Raw genomic sequence first — 11,863 nt, forward strand, 5'->3', positions numbered from 1 at the left:
CCGGTTACGCTTTCTTGACCGACTTGGTCTGACGCACATGCTCTTCGAGCTCGCTGAACGACGGACGTTCGGCAGAGAACAAGACCTTACGCCCGAACTCGACCGCCAGCTGCGGCGGATAACCGTTCATGTAGGCCAGCAGCGTCACCTTGATGCACTCGAGCACTTTGAGCGAGGCGTCGTTGCGTCTTTCCATGGCAGAAGACAAAGGCGATACAAAGCCATAGGCCAGCAAAATACCTAAAAACGTGCCCACCATCGCCTTGGAAATGAGGTCGGCCAGAACGGCCGGCGGCTGATCGACCGACGCCAGCGCCTTGATAACCCCCAAAACCGCCGCCACAATACCGAACGCGGGCAAACCGTCGGACACCATCGCTAGCGCCCTGCTTGGCACGCTGGCCTCTTGGTGGTGCGCATCGAGCTCTTGATCCATGAGCGTCTCGATTTCGAACGGGCTCATGTTGCCACTGATCATCAGACGCATGTAGTCGGTAATGAATTCGACCAGATGATGATCTTTGAGGATGCGAGGATACTCGGCAAAAATGGGGCTCTTGTCTGGCTCTTCGATGTCGGACTCGATGGTCATGAGGCCATCGCGACGCGCTTTATTTAAAAGCACGTACAGCAGCGCCATCAGCTCCATGTAGAGCGTTTTGTCGTAAGGCGACTTTTTTAATACGGCGGGCAAAGCCTTGAGCAGTAACTTGATAGAGCGCCCGTTATTGGCAGCAATGTAGGCCCCCAGGGCCCCGCCGCCAATAAGCACAAGTTCGAAGGGCTGATACAAGGCGCCCAGGTGACCGCCCAGGGCCACATAGCTACCAAATATACATACTGTAACAACAACGAAACCAATAAGAATCAGCACGAACGAACCTTTTTTAACTTTTAGCCATGACCGGTATGATCGCCGGTTTTGAGCGCCATAAAAATGCCCGTTAACGGGCATTTTTATGGCTAAATCACCGCGCTAGCATACCGCAGTTTGATACAGCCTGACAGATTTTGAAAAGCCGGGATGCATCAGGAACTGGCGGGCGTAAGCTGTTTGGCGCGGGCGGCCCGTTGATTTCGCGTTTTGCCTGCCCGTGGCGGCGGACGACAAATAGCGCAAACAAAATCGTGCTGAGGATCGTGAGCGTGCGCCACAAAATGACCGGTACAGCGCACACAGGTAGACAGTTGCAACAAACCGCTTTCAAAGAAACGCACCAGCATCCAGGCGCGTGTAAAACTAAGCACCGGTTCGTTGGCGTCGTCGGGCAAACGACCAGCGGCAGATTGTTCGATGTAAAGCCGGTACGCCTGAATAAGCGCCTGAGACTTTTTGGCAGGCGTGAAACGGTCGAGGTAACTGTATATGTTGTAGAACAGGCTTGAATGAATATTGGGTAGCCAGGTCATGAACCAGTCGACCGAAAAAGGCAGCATACCTTTTGGGGGCGACGCCCCTTTGATTTCGCGGTACAAGCGTGCCAGACGGTCGTAACTTAGGGAGGTTTCGGCCTGCAAAACCTGCAGGCGCGCACCCAACGCGATCATTTCAGAGGCAAGAATAATTTCTTCTGCTTCTTTGGCGACGCTTTTAGAGGCCATGACTAACGAATGCCACCCGCTTACGCGGTTTGCGTTGTACGGTTGGAAAGCAGGATAGTGGCGTGCGCTTGCTGCAGAACGCCATCGAGTACGTCGCGCGTTAACGACGACAGCAGGCTGTAGTCGTCGAGACGGAAGCCACACACCAGCGAACTGGAGCTAGCCAGCTTGACCAACTGGGCCGGAGAGAGTTCGAGCAGAATACCCGCAGCGTCTTCGCCAATACCTAAACGGAACATGCCTGCAGCGAGGTTTTCGCGCAGCAAGCGCTGGGCCAGCATGAGGTACGACAAGTTAACTTCTTGAATATCCTGCAACAATGCAGTTGTTTCTTTCGTAGACACTGTCAAATTCCTTAATTTTGTGTCACATATGGGCTACAAACTGCGCATGCAACCTGAACACAAGCTTAGCAACAGTTTATGAGCCCTATATGACAGCTACAAGGGCATATAAAAATAACAAACCGTTACCAAATACCCCACTACCACCCGCTTACAGCCGCACAACCAGCAAATACGGCCTACGCCGAAAATACTAGCCCGACTCTATATAACAACATAGCCCGGAGGATTGTGGTCTTTATTTCATATAGTTCTATTGATTAATGTCAAAACAGCAACAAAACCCGTCGAAATGTTGAAAAAAAGCCGCAAACCCAAAAAACCACCTGGCAACCCGCGCAGCAAACACACAAACAACACCGAAACAAGCCGCCTAACCTAAAATTAGCCCTGCCGGTCTAGGCCGTGTAGCGGCAGGAAAACGCGCGAACACGCAAAAAAACATTTACCGGCATTTACAGCCCCGGCGAAAAACACACACACAACAAACAGCAAACTATTGATAATAAAAATATTTTTTAGGTAAACCCAAAAAACAAGAAACGAATCTAGTGACAGTTTGTTGCGGTTACCAAACAAAGTTTACATCGACAAATAAAAAAAGGGTCTAGGAAGAAAAGCCTATTCCTAAACCCATACTTTTATTGATAAACTGAAAAGTTATTTAAAAAATATTAAAACCATGGCCTACCTGTTAGCCCTCGACCAGGGTACATCAAGTTCGCGCAGCATTATATTCGACTTGTCAGGCGCCCTTATCGCCATCGAACAATGCGAACTTTTGCCCGCAACGCCAGGGCCAGATCGGGTTGAGCACGATCCGCTGCGACTCTGGCGCACCCAGCTTGAAACGGCCAGGAAGGTCATTGCGAAAGCAAATATCGGGCCGCAAGAAATACTCGCCATTGGCATCACGAACCAACGTGAAACCGTCGTTGCATGGGACACACACAACGGGACACCACTTTGTCCCGCAATTGTCTGGCAAGATCGGCGCACACAAGTGCAGTGCCAGCAGCTTATTGACGCCGGATACGAAACGACCATCTCGAGCGCTACCGGCTTGCGCCTCGACGCCTATTTTTCTGCCACGAAAATGCAATGGGTACTTGAAAACGTCCCCGAGGCAAAACGATGCGCCGACGGCGGGCACCTTGCGTTCGGTACCGTCGACAGTTGGCTGCTTTGGCAACTGTCCCGGGGCAAGTCCTTTGCCACAGATGTCAGCAATGCATCGCGCACCCTGCTATTCAATATACATACGGGCCAATGGGACACCGACCTGCTGGCCTTGTTCGGCATCACCGCCCAATCGCTGCCCGTCGTAATGCCCTCCAGCGGCTTGTTCGGCTACGCCCGCAAAGACTGGTTCGGGGCCGAAATCCCCATATTCGGCATTGCCGGCGACCAGCAAAGCGCCCTGTTTGGCCAGGCATGCTTTTCAGACGGCATGGCCAAAAACACCTATGGCACGGGCTGCTTTGCGCTAATGCACACCGGCGTTACCCCAAAGCCATCGGCCAACGGCCTTATTACAACCCGGGCCGCGCAACCGTCAAGCCAACCTGTATTTGCCCTTGAAGGCAGCGTGTTTGTTGGTGGCGCCATCGTGCAGTGGCTGCGCGATGGCCTGAATGCTTTTGAGCGCAGTGCCGACATTGAGGCCTTGGCCGGCAGTGTTGACACGGCTGGCGGCGTTACCGTGGTGCCGGCATTTTCGGGGCTGGGTGCGCCCTACTGGCAACCCGACGCCCGCGGGACAATTACCGGGCTGACGCGTAGCACGACGTTAGCGCATATAGCGCGGGCAGCCCTGGAAAGCATCGCCTTTCAAAGCACGGCGCTATTGCTTGCCATGAGCCGCGATACCGCCCAGCAAGGCGGACAGCCACTATCCGAACTTCGAGTCGACGGCGGCGCCAGTGCAAATAACTTGCTGATGCAGTTTCAGGCCGACTTGCTTGGCATCCCGGTCGTCAGGCCCACCGTTACCGAAACCACCGCACTTGGCGCCGCCTGGTTGGCCGGCCTGGGGTGTGGCGCCTACACCTCGCCAGACGAACTGACCCAACTTTGGAAACCAGAACGCACCTTTACGCCGGGCATTTCAACGGCACAGGCGCAGGCATTAATGCAACAATGGGAACACGCCGTTCGCCAGGCCTGCGTACCACAATAAACACAACAACTCATTACTAATGCCACTGCCCGCGCCCACTGTTTTACCTAAAAAACCACAAGTTGCCCATGACGGTTACGGCGCAGACGATGCGTTCACGTGGTTCTCGCAAGGCGGCTCCCTTGTTTGGGAAGGCGACTACCACCAGGCACGGCAGTTACTTGCCGCACTGGCCAAACGCATCGACAAGCGGCGCAAGCCCAAAGCCGACGATGCCGTCATGCCACCCAAAGAGGCCTTCAACCGTTATCGGCAAGCGCAGTCCCGACGCACCGAGCTGCTCAACCGCTTGCTGGTGCCCGTCGGCCCGGGTTATACCCTGTCGCTACGGCGCGCCCCCGACATTGCCGAAGCCTGTCACGCCGCGTTCGAACCGCTTTCACACGACGCTCTGATCCCGCTCAGACAAATTTTGGGCGCAGTCAGTGCCTACGAATGGCGAAAAAAAGGTGTCGCTATCGACGGCCTGCCCGAACCCCTGCATGTTCATTACGGGGTGTTCTCGCCCATACGGGGCGAATACCTGGACCTGATCCGGGCAACCCCGCTTCCGAAGGGCGCACACCATGCACTTGATTTAGGCACGGGCAGCGGCGTCATTGCAATGCTGTTAGCCCAGCGGGGCATCGAACACGTCGACGCCACCGACAACAACCCCGTAGCCCTGGCGTGCGCGGCCGAAAACATCCAGCGCCAAGGGCTTGCAGGCCGCATCAATGTAATGGCCTGCGAAGGCTACCCCGAAAACACGTATGACCTGATTGTTTGCAACCCACCCTGGTTGCCCGGTCGGCCAACGTCGGCGCTTGAAACTGCGGTGTACGACCCCGACAGCCAGATGCTCAAGTGGTTTTTACAAGGGCTCGCCCCACATCTGGCGCCCAATGGCGAAGGCTGGCTGATTATGTCGGACCTGGCCGAACATTTGGGCCTGCGCGAGCCCGATGCGATTGAGCAGTGGGCGGCAACCGGCGGCCTTGTGGTCACGGCGCACCACGACATCCGGCCCCGTCACCCCAAAACCCTTGACACAACCGACGCGCTGCACGCAGCCCGGGCCAAAGAAGTAACTCGGCTCTGGCGTTTTCGGATCGCATAAGCGCCACGTAAACCCGTTAAACTAAGGCGCACTGCCCCTTGAACGCCTTGGGGTCCAGGCAATTTTTCAGGCACAGAGTCCAAATGATGCAAAAAATACTCATCCCGCTCGCGGTGTTTCTGGTTGTATTGATCGCGCTTACCTTTGGTGAAACCATCGGGCGCGAACTGCTGTCGTGGGTTCAGCACTTAACCGGGCTGGTACTGCATAATTTTGCCGACGTGTTTTACGCCGTTAAACACTACATTGACCAAAACACGACAAAAATTCTTATTGCGCTGGTCGTGACCATACCGATTAGTATCTGGTTGCTGCGCAACCACGGGCAAGCCCTGGTCAAACGCACCAGCCAACGCAAAATAGCCATCGTGCTGGCGGTGTTTTTAGGCTGGCTGGGTGCGCATCGCTTTTACCTGGGCCAAATTGGTTGGGGTATTGTTTACCTGGTTATTTTCTGGGTCTTCGCGCCCTTGGTGGTCATCATTGGCCTTGTTGATGCCATTCGTTATTTTTTCATGACCGAAGAAGAGTTCACCCCCTTGCGTCAATAGACTCTGGCAAACCCCGATACATTTCTGACAACAATATCTATACAGTATGTGTCCAACCTTGCTAAGCGATTCCCCAAAAAGGCCAGCCATGATTATGGTTTTACCGTTCATCACACTTACCATTGCCATCTGGCTGGGCATGGCCGGCCGCCGTGCAGCTTGCATATGGGCCTGGGTCGTCAGTTTTGTCATTTTTGCCGCGTGGTGCAATTTTCACATAACCGACCCGCTCGGTTTGTCGTTGTAAGGCGGCCCCATGAAAAGCTATCAGGCCAGCGCCGCGTTTACGCTTCCCCGGTTTCTTAACACCCTTGGGCTGGCTGGCATTTGTGTCGTGCTGGGTTTTGCCTTTGCCTGGCAATTCGCCTACAACGAACTGCCCTGCCCGCTGTGCCTCTTGCAACGTGTCGCGTTCATCCTTGTCGGTGTGGGGTTTTTGCTCAACGCCCGGTTCGGTTCGTCGCCGCTGCACTACGGGGTCATTATCTTGTCGGCGCTGGGCGGCGCCTTTGCTGCCGGCCGGCAAACACTGTTGCATATTGGCCCGGGCGACGCCGGCTATGGCAGCCCCTTCCTGGGCCTGCATTTTTATACCTGGGCGTTTGTCGCCTTCGTGTTAATCATTATTTTTTGCGCGCTTCTTTTAATGATCGACCGCGCGCAAAGCGTACTGTCCAGCAGCGCCTCGCCCAACGTTTTCGTCAGGTTGGTCATGTGGGTTTTCTTGTTGCTGGTTGCGGCAAATGGTGTGTCTACACTTTTAGAATGCGGCTTTGGCGCCTGCCCCGACAACCCCACCAACTACTTGTGGCTTAAGCAAACCCTATAACGACAAAGGTCAGCATGGAAACAAAAACTGCGCGCCTCACCGTATTGCTCGACCCAAGAAAAAAAGAAGCATTCGAACAACTCTGTGCCAGCCAGGACCTGACACCCTCACAAGTTGTTCGGCAGCTTATTCGGGGTTACCTGGCCGAACACGGCGTTAACTATCTGGCCGAAACAGATCCGCCAAAGAAGACACAACACTAACCCCAGTTAAAGACGGCAAACCCATTTTCTTGATTTTTTCGCCGACGCGCACGTTGGCTTCGGCCAGCAAAACAGTTGCCCCTACCGTCGTCATGCGGCGCACCTGGCCTTCCAGGGCATGCAGCCCGGTAGCATCAATAAACGGCACCCGCCCCAACCGGATCACAATCGTTTCGCCCGCCACCGGCTTGTGCCCCGAAAAGCCATCGGCAAAGGCATCTGAGGCGCCGTAAAACAAGGGCCCTTCGACCGAATAAACCTGCACGCCGGGCAACACCCGAGACTCGGCAACCCCGAAGTCACGCGCCAGTTGCGCCGACGACTGCCGCGTGACAGTTACGCTGTCGGCCATGCGCCGTAAAAAATGCAGCATGGCCACCACCACACCAATATTTACAGCTACCACCAGGTCGGCAAACACCGTCAGTGCAAATGTCAGCAACAAAATGACCACATCGGCCCGTGGTGCCCGCTTTACCAAGCGCACAAAATGGGGCAGTTCGCTCATGTTCCAGGCCACCACAAACAATATGGCCGCCAGTGTGGCTAACGGTACATTTTTTGCGTATGGGGCCAAAAACAGAATAATCAGTACCAGCGTGACGCAATGGACAATGCCTGCCAGCGGGCTGTTGCCCCCATTGCGGATATTGGTCGCCGTACGGGCAATCGCGCCCGTTGCCGCAAAGCCGCCAAACAAAGGTGCGGCCATATTGGCCAGACCCTGCCCGATCAATTCTTGATTAGAGTTATGACGCGACCCCGACATCCCGTCGGCCACCACCGCCGATAAAAGCGACTCGATGGCGCCGAGCATGGCAATGGCAAACGCCGGCCCGATCAGCTCGACCATGCGCAGCAACGTAATGTCGGGCCAGTCGAATGTGGGCAGGCCTCGGGGCAGTTCGCCGAAAACGCTGCCAATGGTTGGCACGCCCTGAAACTGAAACACCGACTGCAGCGTTGTCATGGCCACCAAAGCAACCAGCGGGCCAGGTATTTTTGAAAAGCGCGGCACCCGGGGAATAATCAACAACAGCGCCAGCGATACAACGCCAAAAAGTGTCGCAACCGGGCTAAGGCTGGGTAATGCCTGCAGCATCTGCAAAACTTTCTGATGAAAGTGTCCTTCGGGCGTTATGGGCAGACCAAAGAAGTCTTTCCATTGACCTACCCAGATAATGACGCCGATACCCGCGGTAAACCCCACGATGACGGGCTGCGGAATAAACCTGATGACGGCGCCCAGCCGGGCAACCCCCAGCAAGAGCAGAATAACCCCGGCCATCAAGGTGGCAATCTGCAACCCCTGAATGCCGTGTGTTGCCACAATACCCGACAAAATGACAATAAAAGCACCGGTAGGCCCGGCTATCTGGACGCGACTCCCCCCAAAAACCGAGACCAGCAAACCGGCAACAATGGCCGTGTACAACCCCTGTTCGGGCTTGGCGCCGCTGGCTATTGCAAACGCCATGGCAAGCGGCAACGCCACCACACCCACAATGACGCCGGCCACAATATTGGGCAGCCAGTGGGACCGGTCGAGCAGCCCGGATCGATAAGCCTCGAGCAATGCAAACATGGCCCCTCCGCTAAAAAGCAAATTGAATCAATATGCCGAATATTATAATTTGATGATAATTAAATTACCCTAAAAGCCTGTTTCATAGGCCTTACTGCATAAAACGATTCCATCTCCGTCGCTATCGCTTTACAGATTTAACTTCATGGCGACGAAAAAAACTACAATGTTCAGCTTGTTAATTCTTTACCCGAGACAACAGTGAGAAAAGTAGTCGCCGGCAAACTGCATGGCATTCATGTCACAGGCGCCGATCTTGAATACCACGGTTCTATTACGCTTGACCCCGACCACTGCGAAGCGGCGGGCATTTTGCCCATGGAGTTCGTGGACATCTGGAACAAGCACTCCGGTGCGCGTATCAGCACCTACGTCATTTATGGCGAACGGGGCTCGCAATGTTGCATTTTGAACGGTGCGGCGGCCCGCACCTGCCAAAAGGGCGACGAGATCATCATTTGCAACGCGGTTTACGTGACCGAGCAAGAGCTGGAGCACATCAAACCTGTCGTCCTGACCTTCCACCCCGACAACTCCATCAACGAGCGCCTGGGCTACGACGTCAGCCGCGACGAACACAATCGTCTGGCATTCAACATCATCAAATTCGACTAGGCTGGCTTTTTTACACAGAGCCAGTACAATTTGGCGCTTCGCTGGGGGTGCCGCAATTTGCGGCTGAGATAGTCCCTTTGAACCTGTTGAGATAATCCTCGCGCAGGAAAGCGACGTCAACGCTGACGCTCGAAGTCCATCCCGATTTTCAGTCAGCCTGTTTGTCGCCCCTGCCTTTTTTGGGTCTGCCATGACAAACAGTTCTACGCCTCATAATCAGGCACTTACACCTATACCTCAATCCGACCGCGTTTTTGGCTGGCACGAGCACGCCTCGCTCTGGTTCAGCCTGGGGGTCGGTCTGCTTGTAATGCAGGTAGGTGCTTACCTTGTGCCGGCTATTGGCACCAAAGATGCCGTGACGGCCATTTTGCTGGGTTCGATTGTGGGCTCGGGCTTGCTGGCCTGGGTTGCGCGCACCGGGTGCAACTCGGGGCTTTCCAGTGCGGGGCTGATCCACTGCACCTACGGCAACGCGTTCGCCCGCCTGCCCGTCTTGCTCAATATTATTCAGCTTCTGGGCTGGACGACATTCGAGCTTGTCATCATGCGCGAGGGCACTACCGCCATTACCCGGCAGGCCTTTGGCATTGACCTGAGCGGGCCGCTGGGCATCGTGCTGGTGACGTTGTTCTGGGGTGCCATCCTGATGGCATTGCTCGCCGGCTCAATGATCACGCTCGTTCGCAAATTCATCAGCCGCTTTGGTCTACCCCTGGTTGTGCTGTCGCTTATCTGGCTAAGCTGGCAATTTCTGGGGCAATTGCAAGCTCAGGGCTTCGAGGCCATGTGGAACCGGCCAGGAAACGGCTCGATGGGTCTGTTTTCTGCCATGGACCTGGTGATTGCCATGCCGGTGTCGTGGCTGCCCCTCGTGGCCGACTATGCCCGCCACGGCCGCAGCGGCCGGGGCGCCATGGGCGGCACGTGGCTGGGCTACACCATTGCCAATATCTGGTGTTATGCATTGGGTGTGGTCGTGGTCAGCGTAGCCGAACCCAATACCAGCCTGGTCAGCGCCTTGCTGCTGGCGCAAGGCGGCCTGATCGCACTTGGCCTGATCATGATTGACGAGCTCGACAATGCATACGGCGACCTGTATTCGGGCTCGGTATCCACGCACAGCCTGATGCCACGCTGGAGCATCCGCAGATGGGGCTTGACGCTGGCCGTTGTCAGCATGGTGCTGGCCACACTGCTGCCCATGCACACACTCGAACCCTTCCTGCTGATGTTGAGCTCGGTATTTGTGCCGCTATATGGCGTCATTTTGGGCCGCCAGGGCTTTGTAAAGTCTGAATTGCGCCCGGATGGTCGCGCCATAGACTGGACAGCCGCCGCGTTATGGATTTTGGGGATTGCCTGCTATCACGGCATTGGCCAATGGGCACCCGGGTTCGGTTCGGCATTGCCGACGCTGGCCATTACCTTTACGTTGGCTGCACTGACCCGAAAATAAGTGCAACAGGCGCATTTGTAACAATGCGCCATTTTTTTGCATGATTTGATGAAGAAAGATACGCCTGACAGGCATACACTGGTGCTGTCCATAACAAACGGGAGGACTGTCATGAAAATGTCTTCAGCATGGCGTGGCGCTGCGGCGGCACTGGCTATAGCCGGGTTACTGGCTACAGCCCCCGCCTCGGCCCAGGTGCCCGACTTCGTGCAAAATGGCCCTGGTGCCGGGCAAGGCAAGGGGCCAGGCAATGGCCAGGGGCGGGGTGGCCCGAATATACAAGGCACGCCCGGGCAAGGTCCTGGCGCGGGTCAAGGCAAAGGGCCGGGGTCTGGCCCGAAATACGGTAATGGTTCGGGCCAAGGCCCTGGTAGCGGCCCGGGCATGGGGCAAGGCAGCGGCCCCGGGTCGGCCAATGGCATGGGCCAGGGCGGCGGGCGGCAAATGGGCCCAGGCACGCGCGGCGGCGCCGACATGTCAATACGCTTCAGTTTCAATGACGATCAGCGCCGGTATGCACACGACTATTTCCGGGACATGTATCGTGCCGGCAACTGCCCGCCGGGCCTGGCCAAGAAAAACAACGGTTGCATGCCTCCGGGCCAGGCCAGGCAATGGCGACGCGGTTACCCGCTAGGGGCCGATGTAATGTTCTATGAACTGGACGGCCCCCTGCTGGCCCGCATAGGCCCCCCGCCGTCAGGCCACCGCTACGTGCGGGTAGCGTCGGATATTTTGATGCTGGCCGTAGGCACCAACCTGGTGGTTGATGCCATTGAAAACCTGGGGCAGTAAACGATACGGCTACCGCCGGTGCAAAACAATGGCCATGAAGCCATGGCCATAAGCACCGACAACATCATGCCTTTTAACGGCCCGCCTGACGGGCCGTTTTGCCGCCCGCCATACCGACGTTAGTGCTTGGCATATCGATAAGCCACACACGCACGTCGTCTTCGGAAATACCGGTTGCCTCGTGAGCGCTTTTGCTTAAACCGGCAATAAGCGCTGCTTTTTGCTGCTCGGTGCGCCCTTCGATCATGTCGACACGGAAATTGATAGCGGGGGTGTCGAGCTTGCCTTCGGCAAGGTAGTGGCCGCCTGGCAATTCATGTAACATCACGCGGACTGATTTCAAAGACGCCCCTACCGCTTCGATGACAGCATCGCTGGCCTTATGAAGCAAGGCTTTCTTTTGTTCTTGGCTAAAGCTTTGAGTGGCGGAAATAGTGATGAATGGCATGAACAACCCTTGTAGTGAATGATGACAGATCATTATCGCTGTCGTGATGCCAACCTGACAAGCATCGTCGCACAGCGCCCCAAAAGTCATTTTGCATGCTGGATAGCGGCAGCATCGAAGCACAATTTGTGCCTTATTAAATAACCACAACACC

Annotated in this window: 14 protein-coding genes and 1 riboswitch; of the genes, 9 read left to right on the plus strand and 5 right to left on the minus strand. The window is 55.7% G+C overall.

All coding sequences use genetic code 11. From position 1 onward, the window contains the following. Window positions 1–4: 4 nt before the first annotated feature. From motA to flhD, 3 genes are all read right to left on the minus strand, one after another. A complete protein-coding gene (gene motA / locus GTU67_RS01200) occupies window positions 5–874 on the minus strand; it encodes a flagellar motor stator protein MotA (RefSeq protein ID WP_185778368.1) in 870 nt (289 codons plus the stop codon). A gap of 155 nt (window positions 875–1,029) precedes the next feature. Beyond that, window positions 1,030–1,602 carry a flagellar transcriptional regulator FlhC gene (flhC, locus tag GTU67_RS01205; RefSeq protein ID WP_185778369.1) on the minus strand — a complete coding sequence of 191 codons (573 nt, stop codon included), beginning with the start codon at window positions 1,600–1,602 and terminating at the stop codon, window positions 1,030–1,032. Window positions 1,603–1,622: 20 nt separating this feature from the next. Next, window positions 1,623–1,946, minus strand: coding sequence for a flagellar transcriptional regulator FlhD (gene flhD / locus GTU67_RS01210; RefSeq protein ID WP_185778370.1), 324 nt, complete (start codon window positions 1,944–1,946; stop codon window positions 1,623–1,625). Window positions 1,947–2,628: 682 nt separating this feature from the next. Here flhD and glpK point away from each other — a divergent pair. The 6 genes from glpK (at window position 2,629) to GTU67_RS15185 (ending at window position 6,807) form a co-directional block, all read left to right on the plus strand. Continuing rightward, a complete protein-coding gene (gene glpK, locus GTU67_RS01215; protein WP_185778371.1) occupies window positions 2,629–4,125 on the plus strand; it encodes a glycerol kinase GlpK in 1,497 nt (498 codons plus the stop codon). 19 nt (window positions 4,126–4,144) lie between these two features. Further along, window positions 4,145–5,224, plus strand: coding sequence for a methyltransferase (locus GTU67_RS01220; protein ID WP_185778372.1), 1,080 nt, complete (start codon window positions 4,145–4,147; stop codon window positions 5,222–5,224). A gap of 83 nt (window positions 5,225–5,307) precedes the next feature. After that, a complete protein-coding gene (locus GTU67_RS01225; protein WP_185778373.1) occupies window positions 5,308–5,775 on the plus strand; it encodes a TM2 domain-containing protein in 468 nt (155 codons plus the stop codon). Window positions 5,776–5,863: 88 nt separating this feature from the next. Beyond that, on the plus strand, window positions 5,864–6,022 hold the full coding sequence (locus tag GTU67_RS01230) for a DUF5993 family protein (RefSeq protein WP_185778374.1): 159 nt from the start codon (window positions 5,864–5,866) through the stop codon (window positions 6,020–6,022). A gap of 9 nt (window positions 6,023–6,031) precedes the next feature. Then, entirely contained in the window at window positions 6,032–6,604 is a 573-nt protein-coding gene (locus GTU67_RS01235) for a disulfide bond formation protein B (protein WP_185778375.1), read from the plus strand. Between the two features lie 14 nt (window positions 6,605–6,618). After that, on the plus strand, window positions 6,619–6,807 hold the full coding sequence (locus GTU67_RS15185; protein ID WP_221893219.1) for a ribbon-helix-helix domain-containing protein: 189 nt from the start codon (window positions 6,619–6,621) through the stop codon (window positions 6,805–6,807). Here GTU67_RS15185 and GTU67_RS01240 read toward each other — a convergent pair. Further along, the gene (locus tag GTU67_RS01240; protein WP_185778376.1) at window positions 6,761–8,392 is read right to left on the minus strand and encodes a SulP family inorganic anion transporter; all 1,632 of its coding nucleotides are present in this window, start codon (window positions 8,390–8,392) and stop codon (window positions 6,761–6,763) included. The two genes, GTU67_RS15185 and GTU67_RS01240, sit on opposite strands and share 47 nt — an antisense overlap. 201 nt (window positions 8,393–8,593) lie before the next feature. Here GTU67_RS01240 and panD point away from each other — a divergent pair, with 201 nt between their 5' ends. From panD to GTU67_RS01255, 3 genes are all read left to right on the plus strand, one after another. After that, window positions 8,594–9,007 (plus strand): aspartate 1-decarboxylase, encoded by a 414-nt coding sequence (panD, locus tag GTU67_RS01245; protein ID WP_185778377.1) that lies wholly within the window; start codon window positions 8,594–8,596, stop codon window positions 9,005–9,007. A gap of 33 nt (window positions 9,008–9,040) precedes the next feature. Beyond that, window positions 9,041–9,133: riboswitch (TPP riboswitch) on the plus strand. Between the two features lie 64 nt (window positions 9,134–9,197). Continuing rightward, window positions 9,198–10,466 carry a purine-cytosine permease family protein gene (locus tag GTU67_RS01250; protein WP_185778378.1) on the plus strand — a complete coding sequence of 423 codons (1,269 nt, stop codon included), beginning with the start codon at window positions 9,198–9,200 and terminating at the stop codon, window positions 10,464–10,466. A gap of 111 nt (window positions 10,467–10,577) precedes the next feature. Next, window positions 10,578–11,261, plus strand: a complete 684-nt coding sequence (locus GTU67_RS01255; RefSeq protein WP_185778379.1) for a hypothetical protein — start codon at window positions 10,578–10,580, stop codon at window positions 11,259–11,261. A 73-nt stretch (window positions 11,262–11,334) separates the two neighbouring features. Here GTU67_RS01255 and GTU67_RS01260 read toward each other — a convergent pair whose 3' ends face one another. Next, window positions 11,335–11,709 (minus strand): tautomerase family protein, encoded by a 375-nt coding sequence (locus GTU67_RS01260; RefSeq protein ID WP_185778380.1) that lies wholly within the window; start codon window positions 11,707–11,709, stop codon window positions 11,335–11,337. Window positions 11,710–11,863: the final 154 nt, after the last annotated feature.

Origin of the sequence: Pusillimonas minor (genome assembly GCF_014237865.1) — a bacterium.
Taxonomy (GTDB): domain Bacteria; phylum Pseudomonadota; class Gammaproteobacteria; order Burkholderiales; family Burkholderiaceae_B; genus Neopusillimonas; species Neopusillimonas minor.

Excerpts from the sequence above, each read along its gene's own strand:
- glpK (WP_185778371.1), top strand. The coding sequence starts at position 2,629 with ATGGCCTACCTGTTAGCCCTCGACCAGGGTACATCAAGTTCGCGCAGC.
- flhC (WP_185778369.1), bottom strand. The coding sequence starts at position 1,602 with ATGGCCTCTAAAAGCGTCGCCAAAGAAGCAGAAGAAATTATTCTTGCC.
- GTU67_RS01235 (WP_185778375.1), top strand. The coding sequence starts at position 6,032 with ATGAAAAGCTATCAGGCCAGCGCCGCGTTTACGCTTCCCCGGTTTCTT.
- GTU67_RS01250 (WP_185778378.1), top strand. The coding sequence starts at position 9,198 with ATGACAAACAGTTCTACGCCTCATAATCAGGCACTTACACCTATACCT.
- GTU67_RS01225 (WP_185778373.1), top strand. The coding sequence starts at position 5,308 with ATGATGCAAAAAATACTCATCCCGCTCGCGGTGTTTCTGGTTGTATTG.
- GTU67_RS15185 (WP_221893219.1), top strand. The coding sequence starts at position 6,619 with ATGGAAACAAAAACTGCGCGCCTCACCGTATTGCTCGACCCAAGAAAA.
- GTU67_RS01240 (WP_185778376.1), bottom strand. The coding sequence starts at position 8,392 with ATGTTTGCATTGCTCGAGGCTTATCGATCCGGGCTGCTCGACCGGTCC.
- GTU67_RS01255 (WP_185778379.1), top strand. The coding sequence starts at position 10,578 with ATGAAAATGTCTTCAGCATGGCGTGGCGCTGCGGCGGCACTGGCTATA.
- GTU67_RS01230 (WP_185778374.1), top strand. The coding sequence starts at position 5,864 with ATGATTATGGTTTTACCGTTCATCACACTTACCATTGCCATCTGGCTG.
- GTU67_RS01220 (WP_185778372.1), top strand. The coding sequence starts at position 4,145 with ATGCCACTGCCCGCGCCCACTGTTTTACCTAAAAAACCACAAGTTGCC.
- GTU67_RS01260 (WP_185778380.1), bottom strand. The coding sequence starts at position 11,709 with ATGCCATTCATCACTATTTCCGCCACTCAAAGCTTTAGCCAAGAACAA.